Raw genomic sequence first — 19,651 nt, 5'->3', positions numbered from 1 at the left:
ACTTCCGCGACGGTCGGTAGCGGAATACAGTGGGTGGGTGACGACGACGGGCGAAGACGGCAGGCATCTACGCACCTGCCCACTGTGTGAAGCTATGTGCGGCTTGGAGATTCAGGTCGACGGCGGCAGGGTTACGGGCATCAGGGGAAACCGCGACGACGTCTGGAGCCGCGGACACATCTGCCCCAAGGGCGTCTCACTTGCGGCGATCCACGACGACCCGGACCGCATCCGCCAGCCCATGATCAAGGTCGACGGGCAGTGGCAGGAGGTCAGCTGGGACACGGCGTTCCGCCGGTGCACCGAACTGCTGACGCCGGTGATCGAAAAGTACGGCATCGGCGCGGTCACCGCCTACACCGGCAACCCGCTGGCGCATTCGTTTTCACTGGCCCGGTACGCGGGCGTGCTGATGGGCATGTCCGGCATGCCGATCACGTATTCGCCGGGGACAGTCGACCAGTGGCCGAAAAACCTGTCGTCGCACCTGATGTACGGCCTCTGGTGGAACTTCCCGGTGCCCGACATCGAACGCACCGACCTGATGGTGATCATGGGCGCGAACCCCGCCGCGTCCCAGGGGTCCTTGCTGGCCGCCCCCGACGTGATGGGTCTGATCGACCAAATCCGCAAGCGCGGCAAGGTGATCGTCATCGACCCGGTGCGCACGCAGACCGCTGCCCGCGCCGACGAGTGGCTTCCCATCGTGCCCGGGACCGATGCCGCGCTGCTGCTGGCCGTGGCGCACACGCTGTTTGCCGAGGACCTGATCGATCCCGGACCACACGTCGACGGTGTCGACACGATGCGCCGGGTCGCCGCGGACTGGCCCCCGGAACGGGTCAGCGCCGTCACCGGCATCGACGAGGACCGCATCCGGCTCCTGGCCCGCGAGCTCGCCGGCACCGAAAGGTCGGTGGTGTACGGACGAATTGGTCTGTGCAATCAAGAGTTTGGCAGCCTCGCCAGCTGGCTGGTCGACGTCATCAACATCTTGACCGGCCATTTCGATGTTCCCGGGGGAGCGATGTACCCCAAACCGGCGGCCTGGTCGATCACCACCCAGCCGCTGCCCGGCCTCGAAGGTGGCCTCCCGGAATTCGGCCGCTGGCACACCCGCGTGCGCGGGGCGAAGGAAGTGCTCGGCCAGGCTCCCGTGTCCTGCATGGCCGAAGAGATCGCCACCCCGGGCGAGGGACAGCTCAAGGCCCTGATCACCGTCGCCGGCAACCCGGTCCTGTCGACCCCGGGCGGCGACAAGCTCGACGAAGTCCTGCCGATGCTGGAAGCCATGATCTCCGTTGATCTTTGGCTCAACGAGACGACGCGGCACGCCGATGTGATCCTGCCCGGGCTGTCCCCGCTCGAACAGCCCCACCACGACGACCTGATCCTGCTTTTCGCCATCCACAGCATTGCGAATTACTCGGCCCCGGTGTTCGATCCGGGAGACCGCCCGCACGAATGGGAGATCCTGATCCGGCTGACCGGTTTGTGCACCGGCACACCGGCCGAAGATGTTGACGTCGCCGCAATCGACGACGGCTTCTTCGACTACCTGGCCTTCACCCGCGGCGTCGACGGGGCGGAGATTCGCGAGCTCTACGACCAAGGCGGCCCCGAGCGGATCCTGGATCTCACGCTTCGTACCGGACCCTTCGGGGATCAGTACGGGAAGAACCCGGGCGGGCTCACGTTGGATCTACTGAAGGCCCACCCGAACGGCATCGACTTCGGCCCGATGGTCCCACAGCTGCCGGACATCCTGGGCACGCCCGACAAGAAGATCCGGCTCGCCCCGCAATACCTGCTTGATGACCTGCCCCGGCTGGCCGCCCGGATGGACCGGCCGGCCCAGCCCCTGGTCCTGGTGAGCCGCCGACACCTGCGCTCGAACAACACCTGGTTCCACAACGTGCCCGCGCTGATGAAGGGAAAGGACCGCTGCACGTTACTGATTCACCCCGATGACGCGGCCCGTTGCGGCATCGAAAACGACGACGTCGTCACCGTGAAATCGGCCGCCGGGGAAATCAAGGTGCCGGTCGAGGTCACCGAAGCGATCAAGCCGGGCGTGGTTTCGATGCCTCACGGCTGGGGACACGGCAAGCCGGGCACCCGCATGGCGGTGGCCAACAGCTCCCCGGGCGTCAACACGAATGTGCTTTCCCTGCCGACGTTTATCGACGAACCGTCCGGCAACGGCGCACTCAACGGCATCCCGGTGACGATCATCGAGGATCAAGCCCGATTCCGACCCGCGCACACAAGCTAGTCGCGTAAGCCCGCTACCCCCTGCCCTCTGCCCTCACGTGGTTGACGCTGAGGGCCGTGCTGTGGTTCATCTCACCCGCGTAAGGATCCGGTGAACCGGTGAGCGGAGGCCGTCGTCGGCATAGGCATGACTGCATCATCGCATTGGAAATCCCCATCACAGGCCATTCATCGTGGGCGCCGCGGGCCACACATCGCCGGTGCGGCGGTGGCCTTCACCTCGCACCGCTACAACCAAGACGAAGTCGCCCGCGAGCTAACCGAATTCACCGATCCACGGTTTATGCGCTTCGCAGAGACGACGGGGGTCGACCACCGCAGTCTCGCGCTGCCGCTCTCGCGTTACCCGCAGTTGAGTGGTTTCACCGAAGCGAACGATGCCTACCTCGAGGTCGCCGTGGACCTCGGCGAACGGGCCATACGTGCGGCATTGGCCGAGGCGGACATCGAACCGCATCAGGTGGACACCATCGTGATGGTGTCCAGCACCGGCATCGCGGTGCCGACCATCGACGCCCGGGTGATGACCCGAATCGGCCTGCGGCCCAACATCAAACGCGTCCCTCTGTTCGGCCTTGGGTGTGTGGCCGGAGCCGCCGGGATGGCGCGCGTGCACGACTACTTGCGTGCCTACCCCGGGCAGGTCGCCCTGCTGCTGTCGGTTGAGTTGTGTTCCCTCACGCTGCAGCGTGACGACACCTCGATTCCCGCCCTGATCGGCGTGTCGTTGTTCGGCGACGGCGCTGCCGCCGTGGTTGCCACCGGAGCCGATCGAATTCCTCCGGTCCGCAACGGCGGTCGCACCCCGCGCGTCCTCGGGACCCGCAGCGCCGTGGTTCCCGAGACGGTCGACGTCATGGGGTGGAACGTGGGATCGAGCGGGTTCCAACTGGTGATGTCGCGCGACGTGCCGAAGATGGCCGACACCTATCTGCGGGAAGAGGTCGACGGCTTTCTTGCCGACCACGACTTGTCCCTCGCGGACATCTCGGTCTGGGTGTGTCATCCCGGCGGCCCGAAGGTGCTCGACTCGATCGAGGGCGCACTGGGGTTATCACCGGAGGCGTTGGTGCACAGCCGAAACTCCATGCGTGACAACGGCAACATCTCCTCGGCGTCCGTGCTCGACGTTCTGCGCCGGACCGTCGCGGAGCCGCCGACCGAGGGATCGTTCGGGGTCATGCTGGCGATGGGTCCGGGCTTCAGCTTCGAGCTGCTGCTGCTGCAATGGTGAGGGGCGATGCCGTGTATTACTACCTGTTGATTCTGGCGATCGGCGCCGAACGCCTGGTCGAGCTGGTGGTCGCGCAGCGAAACACCAAATGGTCACTGGCGCACGGGGGTAAGGAGTTCGGCCGGGACCATTACCCGGCGATGGTCAGCATGCATGCGCTGCTGCTGGTTTCGTGCGTCGTGGAAACGTGGGCGTTCGCCCGGCCGTTCATCGCGTGGCTGGGCTGGCCGATGCTCGCGATCGTGGTGCTCAGCACCGCGGTGCGCTGGCGCTGCGTCAGCGTCCTCGGCAGGCGTTGGAACCCAAGGCTTATCGTCATTCCCGGTGTCCCATTGGTTCACGACGGGCTCTACCGATGGGTGCGCCACCCCAATTACGCGGCGGTCGCGGCCGAGGTGGCGGCGCTGCCGCTGGTTCACTCGGCGTGGCTGACGGCGATCGTGTTCAGCATGGCGAATGCGCTCGTGTTGAGGGTGCGGATCCGTGCGGAAAATGCGGCTTTGGGGTTGGTTTGAAGATTGCCCACACGATCAGGGCGCGATGGGACGATTCGTCCAGTCGCGGTCGGACCGGCGCGACGAGCGGAACCAGCCGCCCGCCGCGCCGGTACCGCCGTCGGTCGGGATGGTGTGGCCGGTGACGAACGCCGACAAGTCGGAAGCCAAAAACAGGATGACATCGGCCTGATCCTCGGGCACGCCCATTCGGCCGACTGGGACCCACCGCGGCCACTGCGTCTGCTCCTCGGCCGACAACCACTGCGAGTAGGGCACCTGCAGGGATTCGGTGACGTCGGGCGCAATTGCGTTGACCCGCACCCCGTGCACGCCCACCTGCACTGCGAGGCTGCGGGTGAACTGGATGACGGCGGCCTTGAAAGCGGCATAGACCGGATCCTCCGGGTAGCCGCGCAGGCCCTCGACCGAGGAGACGTTGATGATCGCGCCGGCCCGCCGGGCCACCATCGCCGGCAGGAACGCGTGCGTGACCAGGAAGACATGGTGCAGATTGATCCGGTAGAGCTCATCCCAGAACTGGGGGTCGGTGTCGACGAAATTTCCCGGATGCCGCAGCCAGTGGCCCACATTGTTGACCAGCACGTCCGCCCGGCCGTAGCGATCCAACACCGATCGCGCCAGGTCGTCGACCGCATCCGCGTCACGGACGTCGCTGACAACCGCCACCGCCGATCCGCCCGAGGCCGCGATGTCGTCGACCGTCCCCGCGGCAAGTCCGCTGTCGATGTCCACGATCACCACGTGTGCGCCGTGCTGAGCGAACAGTCGCGCGGTGGCCGCGCCGATGCCGCCGCCACCGCCGGTCACCACCGCCACTCGGCCGCCCAGCAGCGGCTCAGCGCGCATTGCGTCGTTCATTGGTCACATCTTGAGCCACGGGCGGAGATCGGGAACACCCAGGGCCGGCAAACCGCCAGAATGCTTGCGTATACCCATTCGCAACCCGCGATAAACCGTGATGTAGCCAACATTTGCGCGACCTTTACCCACAGTTTTTCCTAGCCACAGACGGGTACTCCCTCCGCACTTAGGAGGGATTGCATGGTTAGCACCACCGATCCACATCGCTTATTGCCAAGTGGCGCAATGAAGCGGCGAGTTCACCATCGCCACAGTCCGCAATCGGTCGCGGTTTCGATGGCCAGCCGGCTGATCGTGAAGAACACGGTGCGCGCGTGGGCATTTTCACCGAACCTGCACTGGCCCTTTGAATTCGTCGACGGGCTCGCGGGACTGGTGCCGCGGTTTGGCATCTCGGCGAATATCGAACCGGTGCGCCTGGAAAACTGTGCCGCCGAGTGGGTTTGTGCGCCCGGAGCCTCGACGGATCGGGCGATCCTGTATCTGCACGGCGGTGCCTTCCTCACCTGTGGCCTCAACACGCACCGATCGGTGGTCACGCGTCTTTCGAAAGCCGCGGACGCCGCCGTGCTCACCGTCGGATATCGAAAGCTGCCCACACACCAGATAACCGACGCGATCGATGATGGCATGAGCGGCCTTCGCTGGCTGCAGGATCGCGGCTTCGACAGTGACCAGGTGGTCGTGGCAGGCGACTCGGCCGGGGGATATCTCGCATTCATGACCACCCTGCTGGCCATCAATGACGAACTCATGCGGCCCGCCGGGATTGCGGCGATCTCACCGTTCACCGATCCCGACCCGGCGCGAAAGCTGAAGCACCGCAACGCGCGCAAGTGCTCCATGTTCACCCGTGGGGCTTTGTCGATGTTCGCCCAATACCTGAGCAAGGCGCACCTCGTGGAGGGGCGCGGCGACTCCAAGGTCGCCTCACCGGTCGACGCCGATCTCTCGCTGTTGCCGCCGGTGACCATCCATGCCAGCTCCGATGAGTTGCTGCTCCCGGATGCCGAATTCATGGCAAAGCGGTTGGAAGCCAGCGGAATTCCGTGCGATCTGCACTTGTGGGACGGGCAGATCCACGACTTCCCGATTGCGGCGGACATCCTGCCCGAGGGCAGACGGGCCATTCGCTACATCGGGGATTTCATCAAGGACGTCACTGCGGTGCGGGAGCCTTGGCGGCGTAACCTGCACCCCACCGCGGCAGCCGGTTAGCAGAGCCCGAAAACTCCTGCATCGCAGACTGATTCGACGACGACCGCAACCGCCACTACCGGTCACCGCCGTCGGGCGCGGGATCGATCAGTACCGTTTTACGCTGCTCCTGCCAGTCGGGAGGCGGCGTCTCGAGCGGCACGCCACTTTCGGGGTCTCCGCCGGGCGGATCCTCGGCAGTGCCGCGCTGCTGCTCCACGGCGTCGGCGACGGGAACGTCGTCGGGAAAACCATCGTCGCTCTTACGCATGGACGGCTCGGCTACCCGCCGCCCATCCGTCGAAACGGGACGCGTCATAGCGGGTGGCAGGCGCGGCCGAAACCGGCGTCCTGATTTGCGGCTGCCGATACAGTTGGTCGTGATGAGCCGACCAGACCCGCCCGCGTTGACCGTGCGGTACGACGGATCCGAGCGCACTTTCGCCCCAGGCAACGACGTGGCGATCGGGCGCGACCTTCGGGCCGACGTCCGCGTGGCACATCCCCTGATCTCCCGCACGCACCTCGTCGTCCGATTCGACCAGGGCCGATGGATCGCCATCGACAACGGCAGCCTGAATGGGCTCTTCGTCAACCAACATCGCGTACCCATGGTCGACATCCAGGACGGCACGCGCGTCAACATCGGCAATCCGGACGGTCCGGCGCTGACCTTCGAGGTCGGCCGCCACCAGGGCTCCGCCGGGCGGCCTCCGTTGACGACGTCGATACCGATCGTCAATCCCGCCAGCATGGCGAACCCCAGGGTGTCCCAGACCGAGCCACCCGGCGCGCACTGGCCCAGCCAGCCCCAGCAGTCGCCGTCGGCAGCGTTTCGGCAGCCCACGCACCAGCCCAGCGGGCCGCAGCCCGTCCATCCGCCGAGCGGATCGACGCCGAGCTACCCGTCAGCCCCGCAGCCCCGATACCCGACGGGAGGCCATCCGGCGGCACCACCCAGCGGACCGCAACAGGCCCCGCACATCTACCGTTCTTCGCCGGTGAGCGTGCCCCAGGCCCCCGCCCAGGGGCAGACGGGGCTGGAGACCGGACGCGCCGGCGCTGACGCGTCGAACCTCGCGACGTCGATGATGAAGATCCTGCGGCCCGGAAAGGCTGCGGTGGAGTCGGCGCCGGGCGCGGTCACGATCGGCCGGGCCAACGACAACGACATCGTCATTCCCGAAGTGCTGGCGTCGCGCCACCACGCCACCCTGGTCCCGACGCCGCACGGCACCGAGATCCACGACAACCGCAGCATCAACGGCACCTTCGTCAACGGCGCGCGGGTCGACTCGGCCGTGCTGCACGACGGCGACGTCGTCACGATCGGCAACATCGACCTCCTCTTCGCCGGCGGCACGCTGGCCCGCCGCGACGAGAGCGCGACCGCGACCCCCACCGGCGGCCTGGATGTGCGGGGCGTGACGTGGACCATCGAGAACAACAAGACGCTGCTGGACGACATCTCGCTGGCCGCGCAGCCCGGCACGCTGACCGCCGTCATCGGTCCCTCGGGTGCGGGCAAGTCGACGTTCGCCAGGCTGGTCGCCGGATACACGCACCCGACCACGGGCACAGTCGCATTCGAGGGCCACAACGTGCACGCCGAGTACGCCTCGCTGCGCAGCAGGATCGGCATGGTGCCCCAGGACGACGTGGTGCACGGGCAGCTCACGGTGCAGCAGGCGTTGATGTACGCCGCCGAGCTGCGGCTGCCCCCGGACACCACGAAGGACGACCGGGCGCAGGTGGTGGCCCGGGTCCTCGAGGAACTCGAGATGACTCAGCACCTGCACACCCGGGTCGACAAGCTCTCCGGCGGCCAGCGCAAGCGCGCCTCCGTCGCCCTGGAGCTGCTGACCGGGCCGTCGCTGCTGATCCTCGATGAGCCGACCTCCGGGCTGGACCCCGCGCTGGACCGCCAGGTAATGACCATGCTGCGGCAGCTGGCGGACGCCGGACGTGTCGTGCTCGTGGTCACCCACTCGCTGACCTACCTGGACGTGTGCGATCAGGTGCTACTGCTGGCGCCCGGAGGCAAGACCGCCTTCTGCGGGCCGCCCGGCCAGATCGGGCCGGCCATGGGCACGACGAACTGGGCCGACATCTTCAGCACGGTGGCGGGCGATCCCGACGGTTCCAAGGCGCGGTACCTGGCGCGCACGGGGCCGCAGCCGCCGGCGCCCCCCGCGCAGCAGCCCGCCGACCTGGGCGACCCGTCGCACACGAGCCTGGTCCGGCAGTTCTCCACGATCGCCCGGCGGCAGGTCCGGCTGATCTTCTCCGACCGCGGCTACTTCGTCTTCCTGGCGGTGCTGCCGTTCATCATGGGTTCGCTGTCCATGTCGGTGCCGGGCAACGTCGGGTTCGGCATTCCGAACCCGTACGGCGCCGCGCCCAACGAGCCAGGGCAGATCCTGGTGTTGCTCAACGTCGGCGCGGTGTTCATGGGGACCGCGTTGACCATCCGTGACCTGATCGGTGAACGCCCGATCTTCCTGCGCGAACAGGCGGTCGGCCTGTCCACCAGCGCCTACCTGCTCGCGAAGGTCTGTGTTTACACGGTTTTCGCGGTCATCCAATCGGCGATCGTGACCGTCATCGTGCTGCTCGGCAAGGGTGGTCCCACCCAGGGGGCCGTTGCGTTGGGCCGGCCCGGTCTCGAACTATTCGTCGACGTCGCGTTGACGTGCGTGGCCTCGGCGATGCTCGGGCTGGCGCTGTCGGCCATCGCCAAGTCGAACGAGCAGATCATGCCGCTGTTGGTGGTGGCGGTGATGTCGCAGCTGGTGTTCTCCGGCGGCATGATCCCCGTGACCGGACGGCTCGGACTGGACCAGATGTCCTGGGCGACCCCGGCGCGCTGGGGGTTCGCGGCGTCGGCCTCCACCGCCGACCTGGCCAAACTGGTGCCGGGCCCGCTCAGTCCTAAGGACTCCCACTGGCATCACACGCCGGGCGCGTGGTGGTTCGACATCGCCATGCTGGTGGTGATCAGCGTGTTCTACCTGAGCTTCGTCCGTTGGAAGATCCGGCTCAAGGGCGGCTGAGTCCCCGCCGGTTGAGGCCGGGTCAGGCTCCTTTGCGGATTGCCTGCTCCGCGGCCGTCCGCATTCGGTCAGACAATTCCAGGAGTGCGTGCTCGCCAACGCCCAGGGGCAGGGTGTACGCCAGTTGCCGCAATTCGACGGCGTAGTTGCGCATGTCTTGGCGGAGGCGAGTCTCAACAGTGGGCATGACTTCTCCCTCAGGCTGCGGCTGGGCAGAGTGCCTGGTCCGCGTCGACCAGCGATGTAAAAATTTTTGCAGCCTGACCGCATATCTGCGAGAGCTCCGATGCGAATTAACGGGAGTTTGACAGCGCCTTTACAGTCGGAACGCCTGGACCGGGCCTCGCGCCGGGCGTGACGTCACGGCGAAATCCCCGGTCCGATCACGCGGTGGCGTTACGCTGGCGCTGCTCGGTGGAAAGGGTTTTTCAGAAAGGCACAGGCGCCCGAATGGATTTCGAACTCGACGCCGGGCAGCGCGCCTGGCTCACCGAGGTCCGCGAGTTCCTCCAGGCCAACGTCACCGCAGAGCTTCGAGCCGAACTCGCCGAGCATGACCTGGAGTTCCCCGACGGCGAGGTCGCGCGGTTCCGCCGCAAGATCGGGGAGAAGGGCTGGTTCGGGTTGAACTGGCCGCGCGAGTACGGCGGCCTGTCCGACAATGGGCGCCTCGGCGCCGTCCACCTGCATCTGCTGATGAGCGAATTCGAGTACTGGGGCGTGCCCGGGCCCGACCTGACGGTCACCTCGGTCGCGCCGATGATCATGCGGCACGGCACCGAACGGAACAAATCCGAATGGTTGCCGCTGATCGCGACGGGCGAAATGATCTGCGCCGTGGGCTATTCCGAACCCGACGCCGGCACCGACCTGGCCAGCCTGCGCACCAGCGCGGTGCGCGACGGCGACGACTGGGTCATCAACGGCACCAAGATCTGGAACAGCGGCGCGCAGCGCGCCACCCACGAGTGGCTCTGCGTACGCACCGACCCCAATGGCGTTCGCCACCGGGGCATTTCGGTCATCATCGTGCCGATCGACAGCCCCGGCGTGACGATCCGCCCGCTCTACGCGTGGTCGGGCTACCGCACCAACGAGGTGCACTTCCGCGACGTCCGGGTGCCGGTCACCAACCTGGTGGGCGAGGTCAACCGCGGCTGGACGTACATCACCGGCGCGCTCGACCTGGAACGCGGGGCGCTCACCAACGCCGGCGATCTGCGTCGCGCCGTCGACGAGTTGCGCGAGCTGGCACGAACACCGCGCCGCGACGGCACGGTGCCCGCCGACAACCCGACGCTGCGGCGCCGGCTCGCACAGGCCGAGGCCGACGTGGCCGTGGCCACGCTGATGGGCTACGAGGCCGCGTCAATCCTCGACAGCGGCGTCATCCCCTCGGTGGAGGTCAGCGTCGAGAAGGTCTTCACCAGTGAACTGCGCCAGCGCATCGCCGCGCTGGCGCTCGACCTGCTCGGCCCGGACGGCCTGCTGGCGCACCGCAGCGGCCAGGCGCCGCTGGGCGGCAAGTTCGAGCGGCTTTACCGGGCCGCGCCCCTGATGCGGTTCGGCGGCGGCACCAACGAGGTGCTCCGCGACATCATCGCCCAGCGCGGGCACAAGATGCCCAGCTATGGGCGCTGACGGAAACCGCACAGTACTCAGATGAAAGCGATACCCACCGCCGAGCAGCGCGAGTTCGCCGCGGCGTTGCGCGCCCTGCTCGCGGCCGAGAGCCCCGTGACGTTGGTGCGCGCGCTCAGCGAACCGGACGCGGACCGTCGCACCCCTGCGCTGTGGAAGGCGCTGACCGACGCGGGCGTCCCCGGCCTGGCCATCGCCGAGGAATACGGCGGCTCGGGGGGTTCGCTCGACGATCTCGCCGTCTTCTACACCGAGGCCGGCCGCGCGCTCTGCCCGACGACGGTCCACAGCAGCATTCAGGCCGCGCTCGCGGCCGACCAGCTCGGCTCCCCGGACGCCAAGGGCACATGGCTGCCGCCCCTCGCGCGCGGGACGGTCCGTGGCACCACGGCGCTCTGGAGCGCCCGTGACGCGGCCGTCGTGTCCGCCCCGCTGCGCGCCGAGCCCGTGGCGTCGCAATGGCGGGTGAACGGCACCGCGGACTACGTCGCCGACGCCGACGTCGCCGACGTCATCGTGATTTCCGCCGCGGCGCAAGAACATACGCTGGCCTTCATCGTCGACGCGGGGTCAACCGGGGTGGCGATGGAACCGCTCGCCATGGCGGGCGGGCACCGGGCGTTCACCGTGCGCTTCGACGACGTCGTGGTCGCCGGCGACGCGCTGCTCGGTGATGTCACCGAGTCCGCACTGCGCCGGGTGGCGAACGCGGCGGTGGCATTGGGATCGCTCGACCTGGTGGGGGTCGGGCAGGCGGTCATCGACCGCACCGTCGAATACACCACCATGCGGCATCAATTCGGCCGGCCCATCGCCTCGTTCCAGGCCGCCCAGCACCTGGTCGCCGACATGCACATCGCCCTGGCGGCGGCGCGACTGGCCGCGCATGCGGCGGTCTTCTGGATAGCGCGCGGCCGCACCGCGACCCGGGAGACCGCCATCGCGCGCATGCACGCCGCCGGCGCGGCCAGGTCGATCACGTTGGACGCCCACCAATTGCACGGCGGCATGGGGTATGTCACCGAAACCGATCTGCATCTGTGGACCGAACGGGCCCGGCTGGGCTCGACGTTGGGCGGCGGAGCGGACGTCGCCGCATCGTGGCTGGAGGAGACCTTGGACTTGAACCCAGAGGAGCCCACTTGACCGAGGACAGTTTGATCGACGCCGAGTCGGCCTCCCGCGTCGGTACCGTCGCCGCCACCGCTACGGGCGAGGTGAACCGGCGCGATTGGCAACGATGGGCGGCGGCGATCGGCGATCACAACCCGTTATGGTTCGACCCGGAATACGCCAGGGTCAAAGGCTTCCGCGACATCGTCTGCCCTCCGCTTTTTCTGCAGTACGCCGTGCTCGGCGTCACGCACCTCGAGGCGCTGCGGCCCGACGGTTCCTCCGGTGCGGTCTCGGGCAGCCTCGCGTTCCCCCGCGCCCCCAGGCGAATGGCCGGCGGTGAGAGCTTCGCCTTCCACCTGCCCGCCTATCACCGCGACGACGTCGAAATGGTGCGCACCATCGAGTCCATCGTCGAAAAGCACGGCCGCTCCGGCAGATTCGTGCTCGTCACCTGGCGTACGGTGTACCGCAACCAGCACCGAGACCTGCTCGCCGAAGCGTCGACGTCGATGATCGCCCGTCCCTAGGAGTTCCATGGCCGACCAAATCTTTTACGAGGACGTCGACGTGGGCGACGAGATGCCCGAACTCACCGTGACCGTCGACGAGACGCAGTTGTTCTTCTTCAGCGCCGCCACTTACAACGGCCACCGCATCCACTACGACAAGGACTGGGCCCGCACGGTCGAAGGCTACGACGACGTCCTGGTTCACGGCCCGTTGCAGGCCGCGCTGCTCGGCCGGGCCATCGGGGACTGGATCGGCGGGCGTGGCCGGCTGGTGTCCTTCGCCGTCCAGAACCGCGCGGTCGCCCACCCCGGCCACCCCCTGAGCTTCGGCGGCACGGTCACCGGCAAACGCCTCTCCGACCAGGGCGCGGGGCTGGTGGACCTCGACATCGCCGGCCGCCGCGAGGCGACGGTGCTGATGCCCGGCACCGCGACCGTCGAGTTGCCCCGCCGCGGAACGCCGCGGGAAGCCGATCAGTGACCGGGTTGCGGGGCGAGGCGGCGATCGTCGGCATCGCCGAGCTGCCGGCGCAGCGGCGCCCCACCCGCCCGCCGCTGTTCACCCTCGACCAGTACGCGATGCTTGCGCGAATGGTCATCCAGGACGCCGGCGTCGACCCCGCCCGCGTCAACGGTCTGCTGACCCACGGCCTCGCCGAGTCGGCGATGTTCGCGCCGGCCACGCTGTGCGAATACCTCGGGCTGGCACTCGATTTCGGCGAGCGCGTCGACCTCGGCGGGGCCACCGCGGCGGGCATGATCTGGCGGGCCGCCGCCGCGGTGGAACTCGGCATCTGCGACGCGGCCCTTGCCGTGGTTCCCGGATCGGCGTCGCAGCCGCAGTCGGAGAAGCGGCCGCCGCCGGCCACGAATTGGTATGGGGCGTCGTCGAACAATTATGGATCGCCGCAAGCGGAATTCGAGATTCCATATGGCAACGTCGGCCAGAACGCGCCGTACGCGCAGATCGCTCAGCGCTATGCGGCCGAGTTCGGCTATGACCCCGCGGCGGTGGCCAAGATCGCCGTCGACCAACGCACCAACGCGTGCGCGCACCCTGGCGCGGTCTTCCACGGCACGCCGCTCACCGTGGAGGACGTGCTCGCCAGCCCGATGATCGCCGACCCCATCCACATGCTGGAGACCGTGATGCGGGTGCACGGGGGAGCGGGCGTCCTGATCGCCAACGCCGACATCGCCCGCCGCGGCCGCCACCGCCCGGTGTGGATCAAGGGCTTCGGCGAACACATCGCCTTCAAGACCCCGACCTACGCCGAGGACTTGCTGCGCACACCGATTGCCCGCGCCGCCGACACGGCCTTCGAAATGGCCGGGATGAACCGGTCCGAGGTGGACATGGCCTCGATCTACGACTGCTACACCATCACCGTGCTGATGAGCCTCGAGGACGCCGGCTTCTGCCATAAGGGCGCAGGGATGTCATGGATCCCCGGCCACGACCTGACGCACCGCGGCGACTTTCCGCTCAACACGGCCGGGGGCCAGCTGTCCTTCGGGCAGGCCGGCATGGCCGGCGGCATGCACCACGTCGTCGACGGTGCCCGGCAGGTCATGGGCCGGGCCGGCGACGCCCAGGTGCGCGACTGCCACACCGCGTTCGTCACCGGCAACGGCGGCATCATGAGCGAGCAGGTCGCGCTGCTGATGCGGGGGGACTAGCGATGAGCATCCCCGTTCCCGAACCGACACCGGTGTCGCGGCCCTTCTGGGACGGCCTGACCCAGCACCGGATACTCGTGCAGTACTCACCCTCGCTGGGGCGCTACGTGTTCTACCCGCGCACCCTCGCGCCGGGAACGTTGGCCGACGACCTGGAATGGCGCGAAATCGATGGCGCCGGAACGCTGTACACGTTCACGATCGCCCGCCGGCCCACCGGTCCGCCCTGGGCCGATTCGCTGCCGCAACTGCCCGCGGTCGTGCAGTGGGATGCGGGACCGAAGTTCAGCACCGAATTGGTCGAGGTGGATCCCGGCGACATCCATATCGGCATGCGGGTCCAGCCGGTGTTCTACGATCTGCCCGAAGACGGGATCACCCTGTTGAAGTACCGGCCGGCGTGAGCGGCCCCTGATGCGTGCGGAGGCGTCACATGGACGACCCCTTTGACGGCGTCCAGGCGATGCTGCGCGAGTTGGACGCGGCATTCCCGCGTGTCGAGACAATGACCGCCGCACAGGCCCGCGAGGCCGTCGCTCAGCGGCGCCGGCCCGTCGACAACATCGACGACGTCCGCCGCAGCGAAGACCGGTCGATCCCGGGCCCCGCCGGCGATATCCCCGCGCGGGTCTACTACCCGCACGGCGAGCCGCAGGACGACCGCGCCGCGGTCGTGTTCTGCCATGGCGGTGGATTCGTGTTGTGCGACATCGAATCCCACGACGGATTCTGCCGCGCCCTGGCCCGCGGAACCCAGGCCGTCGTCGTGTCGGTCGGCTACCGCCTCGCGCCCGAGCACCCGGCCCCCGCGGCCGCACTGGACGCCTTCGCGGTGTTCCGCTGGGTGGTCGGCAACGCGTCCGAACTCGGCATCGACCCGGCGCGGACGGCCATCGCCGGCGACAGCGCCGGCGGCAATCTCGCGGCGGTTACCGCGATCCTGTGCCGGGAGCGGGCGGTCGCCGGGCCGGCCGCGCAGCTCCTGCTGTATCCGGTCATCGATCCGTCTTTCGACACCGACAGCTATCAACGCTGCGCCACCGGCCACTTCCTTACCAGCGCCGCCATGCAGTGGTATTGGCGCCAATACCTAGGCGCACAAATGCTTTTGGAGCAGGCGCACCTGGTGGCGCCGGCCCGCGCGGGGTCGCACGCCGGCCTGCCGCCCGCGGTGGTCGTCACCGCCGGCCTCGATCCGCTGCACAGCGAGGGCTGCGGCTATGCGCGCCGGTTGCGCGAGGCGGGGGTGCGGGTGGTGCACCGCGACTTCCCGGACCTGTTTCACGGCTTCCTGACCATCCCGTCGTTTCCTCCGGCGGCCTCGGCGCGCGACCTGATCTGTGCCGACCTGCGGGAGCTACTCAAGCCCGCCTTCTGCGAGTCGACATGACGCAAGCCGACGTCATCGTTGTCGGCGCGGGGTTCGCCGGGCTTTACGCCGTGCACCGGGCCGCGTGGGCGGGCCTGTCGGTGATCGGCCTCGAGGCGGCGCCCGACGTGGGCGGCACCTGGTACTGGAACCGGTACCCGGGCGCCCGCTGCGACGTCGAAAGTGTGGACTACTCCTACTCGTTCGACGAGGAACTGCAGCAGAGCTGGACCTGGAGCGAACGCTTCGCCGCGCAACCGGAGATCCTTGCCTACCTGAAGCACGTCGCCGACCGGTTCGACCTGCGCCGGCACTATCGGTTCGAAACGGACGTCGTCGGCGCCGCGTTCGCGCAAGGCCATTGGCGGGTCCGCACCCGGGACGACCAGACCTACGCCGCACAGTTCCTCATGTGCGCGACGGGCTGCCTGTCGGCCGTCAACCGCCCCGACATCCCCGGCGTCGACGATTTCGGGGGCGAGGTGTACTTCACCGCCGCGTGGCCGCGTGACGACCCCGACCTGCGCGGCAAGCGGGTGGGCCTGATCGGCACGGGATCGTCTGGCATTCAAGCGGTCCCGATCGTCGCCGCGCAGGCGGATCGGCTGGTGGTGTTCCAGCGGTCGGCGAACTACAGCATCCCGATGCCGAACCGCCCCTGGACACCGGAGGAGCAGCGACAGATCAGGGAGCAGTATCCCGAGCGCCGCCGGATCTCGGCCTACGCGGCGGCGGGCACTCCGCACGGGACGTATCACAAGAAGGCGGTCGACACCGAGCCACAGGAACGCGCCGAGGCGCTGTGGCGGCGCTGGCGCGAGGGTGGGGTGCTGTTCGCGAAGACGTTTCCCGATCAAAACTCCGACCTTGCCGCCAACCACATCGCGCGCGAGTTCGCCGAGGAGCGGATCCGCGAGATCGTCGCGGATCCCGTTGTGGCTGCCGACCTCATACCCGTCGACCACCCGATCGGGACGAAGCGAATCTGCACCGACGGCGGCTATTACGCCGCGTTCAACCGCGACAACGTCGCGCTGGTGAACCTGCGTCGCGAGCCCATCGAGGCGATCACCACCGGCGGCGTGCGAACCAGCGCCGCGACCTATCCCTGCGATGTGCTGATCTTCGCGACCGGCTTCGACGCGCTGACCGGCGCGCTGACCCGCATCGATCCGGAGGGGCCCACGGGAGTGCGGTTGCGCGACATCTGGGCCGACGGACCCCTGACGTTCCTCGGTCTGATGGTGCCCGGCCTGCCGAACCTGTTCACCATCAGCGGTCCCGGCAGCCCGTCGGTGCTCGCCAACATGGTGCTGCACGCCGAGGTTCAGGTCGACTGGGTCCTCGGCCTGATGTTGACGGCCCGCCGCCTCGGGGTGACCGAGGTGGAGCCGCGACGCGACGCCGCCATCGCCTGGACCGACCATGTCGCGAAGGCGGCTGAGCAGACGCTCTTTCCGAAGGCGGCCTCGTCGTGGTACCTGGGCGCCAACATCGCGGGCAAGAAGCGGACGTTCATGCCGTACGCCGGCGGGTTCGGCACGTATCGGCGCCACTGCGAGGACGTTGCACGTCGGCACTACGCCGGGCTGGTGCTGACGACCCGATGATCGAAACGGTTCAGCAGCTCCTGCGGCAACGTCGTGACGACGACGCCCCGGCGCTGGCCTCCGGCGAGCGGACCTGGACCTGGCGAGAGCACCTCGTCGAGGCCGAGGCGGAGGCCGCCGCGCTGATCGCCCTCGCCGACCCGGCGCGTCCGCTGCACGTCGGGGCCCTGCTGCCCAACTCCCCGGCGATGCTGCGCGCCATGGCGGCCGCCGCGCTGGGCGGCTACGTGCTGTGCGGGATCAACACGACGCGGCGCGGGGCCGGGCTGCTCGCCGACATCCGGCGGTCCGATTGCCAGCTGCTGCTCGTCGATCCAGAACACCGCGAACTGTTGGATGGCCTGGACCTCAACGGGATTCAGGTGCTCGACGTGACCGGCCGGCGCTACGCCGAACTGGTGGCCGCCGCGCCACCCCTGGTTCCGCACCGCGAGGTCACCGGCGGCGACACCCTGATGATGATCTTCACTTCCGGAACCAGCGGTGACCCGAAGGTCGTCCGGCTGGCCCACGCGATGGCGGTCATGTGCGGCGCCAGCCTGATCTTCCAGTACGACGTCACCGCCGACGACGTCTGCTATTTGTCGATGCCGCTCTTTCACTCCAACGGTGTGGCCGCCGGATGGGCGGTCGCGATCGGTGCCGGCGCCACCATGGTCCCGGCCCGGTTCTCGCCGTCACGTTTCCTGGACGACGTGCGCCGCTACCGCGTGACGTACCTCAACTATGTCGGCAAGCCCCTCGCGTTGATCCTGTCCACCCCCGAGCGGCCGGACGACGCCGACAACACGCTGCGGGTGGCGTTCGGCAACGAGGCGACCGACCGCGACATTGCCGAATTCGCAAGGCGTTTCGGCTGCCGGGTGGTGGACAGCTTCGGTTCCAGCGAGTTCGCGGTGATCGTCGTCCGCGAGGACGGCACCCCGGCCGGGTCCATCGGCAGGCCGTATCCCGGGGTGAGCATTTACAACTCGACGACGCTGCGGGAGTGCGCGGTCGCGGAATTCGACGAGCACGGGGCACTGACGAACCTCGACGACGCGGTCGGCGAGCTCGTCAACACCACCGGCGCCGGCCCGTTCGTCGGGTACTACAATGACCCGGCGGCGACCGCGCAGCGGATGCGGCACGGGATGTACTGGTCGGGCGATCTGGCCTACCGCGACGCCGACGGCTGGATTTATCTGGCCGGCCGCACCGCGGATTGGATGCGGGTGGACGGTGAGAACCTGGCGGCGGGGCCGATCGAGCGGATCCTCGAACGCCTGCCGGAGGTGACCCAGGTCGCGGTCTACGGGGTGCCCGACGAGCGGGTCGGTGATCAGGTGATGGCCGCGCTGGTGTTGCGCGACGGGGCGCGGTTGCGGCCCGACGACTTCGCGAGCTTCCTCGCCGCGCAACGCGATCTGTCGCCCAAGGCCTGGCCGCGGTATGTGCGCATCAACGCCGAACTGCCGACGACGGCGACGAACAAGGTCCTCAAGCGCGCGCTGACGGCGGCGGGAGTCAGCGCCGAGGGCGGTGTGCTGTGGACGCGCCCGGCGCGCGGCCGCGTCTACAGTCAGCTGACCGCCTCGCCGGCCTGAGCCGATTCGGAACCTTCCAGTGGCGCTTCCCCGAACCGCGCCAGCACGAGTGTCGCCGACACGGCCACTGCGAAGCCCGCGATGACCAGCCAGCCGAGCCCCTCGCGCGCGCTGTCGCCCAGCCAGACCACTCCGACGAACGCGGGGGCGATTGTTTCACCGACGACCATCCCGGCGACGGCCGTGGTCACGGACCCACGGTGCAGGGCGGAGGTCAGCAACAGAAAACCGGCGGCCCCGCCCGCGGCCGCCGCGTAGAGCGCCGGATTGGTGTAAAACGCACGCTTGGTCGGATCGATCACCTCGATCAGCCGCACGCCCACCTCGATGACCCCGAAACCGGTCCCGGCCGCCAACCCCAGCGCCAGCGCACGAGGCCGGTCCGGCAGTCGGCCGGCAACGGCACCGGCGACGAATATCGCGGCCACCACGCCCAGCAATGCCCACCCGAGGCCGGCAGGGGCATGCCGAAAGTGCCCGTGCCCGGCCGCGAGTGCGAGCACGACGAGGCTCGCGCACACCACGCCCACCGCGGTCCATTCGGACCGAGACAGCCGCGCCCCCAGCAGCCAGGCGGACGCAATGCCGGTGACGGCGATCGAGGCCGCCAGCGCCGCAGCGACCACGTAGATCGGTACCAGGCGCAGCGCCGCCACTTGCAGGAGGAAGCCGGCGCCGTCCAGGCCGATGCCGAGGAGGTAGCGCCACTGCCGGGCGGCGCGCATGAGGAGCACGGTATCGACGCCGGAGCCGCTGCCGGCTTCTACGGAACGCGTCGCCGCCGCCTGCAGCACCGACGCGGTGCCGTAACAGACCGAGCAACCCAGGGCCAGGAGGAAGCCGATCAGCACATCTCGAACAATAGGCGTCGGCGCTGAGCGGGGCGGGCGGCCAACTAGCTGAGAATTCTCTGAACAAATGTTTGGGCGAGTCGCGGTCCGGGCACGTCACACATACGCATGGCGTCAGCTCCGTCCAGCCGCAATCATGGGTAGTAAACAGC

The 19,651-nt window shown here is 68.4% G+C and carries 18 protein-coding genes; 14 read left to right on the top strand and 4 right to left on the bottom strand.

Going from position 1 to position 19,651, the window contains the following annotated elements; genetic code table 11:
• Window positions 1-37: 37 nt before the first annotated feature.
• The 3 genes from A5678_RS04605 to A5678_RS04595 all read left to right on the top strand — a co-directional run bounded on the left by A5678_RS04605 (window position 38) and on the right by A5678_RS04595 (window position 4,023).
• A complete protein-coding gene (locus A5678_RS04605) occupies window positions 38-2,275 on the top strand; it encodes a molybdopterin-dependent oxidoreductase (protein WP_156746752.1) in 2,238 nt (745 codons plus the stop codon).
• Window positions 2,276-2,482: 207 nt separating this feature from the next.
• Window positions 2,483-3,508, top strand: coding sequence for a type III polyketide synthase (locus A5678_RS04600; protein ID WP_231983571.1), 1,026 nt, complete (start codon window positions 2,483-2,485; stop codon window positions 3,506-3,508).
• Window positions 3,502-4,023, top strand: a complete 522-nt coding sequence (locus A5678_RS04595; protein WP_068039094.1) for an isoprenylcysteine carboxyl methyltransferase family protein — start codon at window positions 3,502-3,504, stop codon at window positions 4,021-4,023. The genes A5678_RS04600 and A5678_RS04595 overlap by 7 nt, the downstream gene beginning before the upstream one ends.
• Before the next feature lie 15 nt (window positions 4,024-4,038).
• Here A5678_RS04595 and A5678_RS04590 read toward each other — a convergent pair whose 3' ends face one another.
• Entirely contained in the window at window positions 4,039-4,884 is an 846-nt protein-coding gene (locus A5678_RS04590; protein ID WP_068039091.1) for an SDR family NAD(P)-dependent oxidoreductase, read from the bottom strand.
• Window positions 4,885-5,067: 183 nt separating this feature from the next.
• Here A5678_RS04590 and A5678_RS04585 point away from each other — a divergent pair, with 183 nt between their 5' ends.
• A complete protein-coding gene (locus A5678_RS04585) occupies window positions 5,068-6,105 on the top strand; it encodes an alpha/beta hydrolase (RefSeq protein ID WP_068039089.1) in 1,038 nt (345 codons plus the stop codon).
• A 55-nt stretch (window positions 6,106-6,160) separates the two neighbouring features.
• Here A5678_RS04585 and A5678_RS04580 read toward each other — a convergent pair whose 3' ends face one another.
• The gene (locus A5678_RS04580; RefSeq protein WP_068039087.1) at window positions 6,161-6,355 is read right to left on the bottom strand and encodes a hypothetical protein; all 195 of its coding nucleotides are present in this window, start codon (window positions 6,353-6,355) and stop codon (window positions 6,161-6,163) included.
• 112 nt (window positions 6,356-6,467) lie between these two features.
• Between A5678_RS04580 and A5678_RS04575 the strand changes: the two genes are divergently transcribed.
• Window positions 6,468-9,137, top strand: coding sequence for an FHA domain-containing protein (locus A5678_RS04575; protein ID WP_082945397.1), 2,670 nt, complete (start codon window positions 6,468-6,470; stop codon window positions 9,135-9,137).
• A gap of 22 nt (window positions 9,138-9,159) precedes the next feature.
• Here the strand turns inward: A5678_RS04575 and A5678_RS27455 are convergent, their stop codons facing one another.
• A complete protein-coding gene (locus tag A5678_RS27455; RefSeq protein WP_197502028.1) occupies window positions 9,160-9,324 on the bottom strand; it encodes a hypothetical protein in 165 nt (54 codons plus the stop codon).
• A 263-nt stretch (window positions 9,325-9,587) separates the two neighbouring features.
• Between A5678_RS27455 and A5678_RS04570 the strand changes: the two genes are divergently transcribed.
• From A5678_RS04570 to fadD1, 9 genes are read left to right on the top strand one after another with little or no spacing between them, the layout of a single operon-like run.
• Window positions 9,588-10,778 (top strand): acyl-CoA dehydrogenase family protein, encoded by a 1,191-nt coding sequence (locus A5678_RS04570; protein WP_068039082.1) that lies wholly within the window; start codon window positions 9,588-9,590, stop codon window positions 10,776-10,778.
• A gap of 21 nt (window positions 10,779-10,799) precedes the next feature.
• Window positions 10,800-11,924: an acyl-CoA dehydrogenase family protein gene (locus A5678_RS04565; protein ID WP_068039080.1), complete on the top strand. Its 1,125-nt coding sequence runs from the start codon at window positions 10,800-10,802 to the stop codon at window positions 11,922-11,924.
• Window positions 11,921-12,421: a MaoC family dehydratase N-terminal domain-containing protein gene (locus A5678_RS04560; protein ID WP_068039077.1), complete on the top strand. Its 501-nt coding sequence runs from the start codon at window positions 11,921-11,923 to the stop codon at window positions 12,419-12,421. Before A5678_RS04565 ends, A5678_RS04560 begins: the two co-directional genes overlap by 4 nt.
• 7 nt (window positions 12,422-12,428) lie before the next feature.
• Window positions 12,429-12,884: a MaoC family dehydratase gene (locus tag A5678_RS04555; RefSeq protein ID WP_068039076.1), complete on the top strand. Its 456-nt coding sequence runs from the start codon at window positions 12,429-12,431 to the stop codon at window positions 12,882-12,884.
• Window positions 12,881-14,083, top strand: coding sequence for a thiolase family protein (locus A5678_RS04550; RefSeq protein WP_068039073.1), 1,203 nt, complete (start codon window positions 12,881-12,883; stop codon window positions 14,081-14,083). Before A5678_RS04555 ends, A5678_RS04550 begins: the two co-directional genes overlap by 4 nt.
• Window positions 14,084-14,085: 2 nt before the next feature.
• Entirely contained in the window at window positions 14,086-14,487 is a 402-nt protein-coding gene (locus A5678_RS04545) for a Zn-ribbon domain-containing OB-fold protein (RefSeq protein WP_068039070.1), read from the top strand.
• A gap of 29 nt (window positions 14,488-14,516) precedes the next feature.
• On the top strand, window positions 14,517-15,473 hold the full coding sequence (locus A5678_RS04540; RefSeq protein WP_068039067.1) for an alpha/beta hydrolase: 957 nt from the start codon (window positions 14,517-14,519) through the stop codon (window positions 15,471-15,473).
• A complete protein-coding gene (locus A5678_RS04535) occupies window positions 15,470-17,062 on the top strand; it encodes an NAD(P)/FAD-dependent oxidoreductase (protein WP_068039064.1) in 1,593 nt (530 codons plus the stop codon). Before A5678_RS04540 ends, A5678_RS04535 begins: the two co-directional genes overlap by 4 nt.
• Window positions 17,059-18,648 carry a fatty-acid--CoA ligase FadD1 gene (gene fadD1 / locus A5678_RS04530; RefSeq protein WP_068039061.1) on the top strand — a complete coding sequence of 530 codons (1,590 nt, stop codon included), beginning with the start codon at window positions 17,059-17,061 and terminating at the stop codon, window positions 18,646-18,648. Before A5678_RS04535 ends, fadD1 begins: the two co-directional genes overlap by 4 nt.
• Here the strand turns inward: fadD1 and A5678_RS04525 are convergent.
• Entirely contained in the window at window positions 18,624-19,511 is an 888-nt protein-coding gene (locus A5678_RS04525) for a DMT family transporter (RefSeq protein WP_156746751.1), read from the bottom strand. The two genes, fadD1 and A5678_RS04525, sit on opposite strands and share 25 nt — an antisense overlap.
• Window positions 19,512-19,651: the final 140 nt, after the last annotated feature.

This window comes from Mycobacterium sp. E2733, from assembly GCF_001667585.1.
GTDB lineage: Bacteria > Actinomycetota > Actinomycetes > Mycobacteriales > Mycobacteriaceae > Mycobacterium.
Note: the sequence above shows the minus strand (reverse complement) of the source record. Positions and strands in the feature narration are given on the sequence as shown.

Excerpts from the sequence above, each read along its gene's own strand:
- A5678_RS04595 (WP_068039094.1), top strand. The coding sequence starts at position 3,502 with ATGGTGAGGGGCGATGCCGTGTATTACTACCTGTTGATTCTGGCGATC.
- A5678_RS04590 (WP_068039091.1), bottom strand. The coding sequence starts at position 4,884 with ATGAACGACGCAATGCGCGCTGAGCCGCTGCTGGGCGGCCGAGTGGCG.
- A5678_RS04585 (WP_068039089.1), top strand. The coding sequence starts at position 5,068 with ATGGTTAGCACCACCGATCCACATCGCTTATTGCCAAGTGGCGCAATG.
- A5678_RS04580 (WP_068039087.1), bottom strand. The coding sequence starts at position 6,355 with ATGCGTAAGAGCGACGATGGTTTTCCCGACGACGTTCCCGTCGCCGAC.
- A5678_RS04575 (WP_082945397.1), top strand. The coding sequence starts at position 6,468 with ATGAGCCGACCAGACCCGCCCGCGTTGACCGTGCGGTACGACGGATCC.
- A5678_RS27455 (WP_197502028.1), bottom strand. The coding sequence starts at position 9,324 with ATGCCCACTGTTGAGACTCGCCTCCGCCAAGACATGCGCAACTACGCC.
- A5678_RS04570 (WP_068039082.1), top strand. The coding sequence starts at position 9,588 with ATGGATTTCGAACTCGACGCCGGGCAGCGCGCCTGGCTCACCGAGGTC.
- A5678_RS04565 (WP_068039080.1), top strand. The coding sequence starts at position 10,800 with ATGAAAGCGATACCCACCGCCGAGCAGCGCGAGTTCGCCGCGGCGTTG.
- A5678_RS04555 (WP_068039076.1), top strand. The coding sequence starts at position 12,429 with ATGGCCGACCAAATCTTTTACGAGGACGTCGACGTGGGCGACGAGATG.
- A5678_RS04545 (WP_068039070.1), top strand. The coding sequence starts at position 14,086 with ATGAGCATCCCCGTTCCCGAACCGACACCGGTGTCGCGGCCCTTCTGG.
- A5678_RS04540 (WP_068039067.1), top strand. The coding sequence starts at position 14,517 with ATGGACGACCCCTTTGACGGCGTCCAGGCGATGCTGCGCGAGTTGGAC.
- A5678_RS04535 (WP_068039064.1), top strand. The coding sequence starts at position 15,470 with ATGACGCAAGCCGACGTCATCGTTGTCGGCGCGGGGTTCGCCGGGCTT.
- fadD1 (WP_068039061.1), top strand. The coding sequence starts at position 17,059 with ATGATCGAAACGGTTCAGCAGCTCCTGCGGCAACGTCGTGACGACGAC.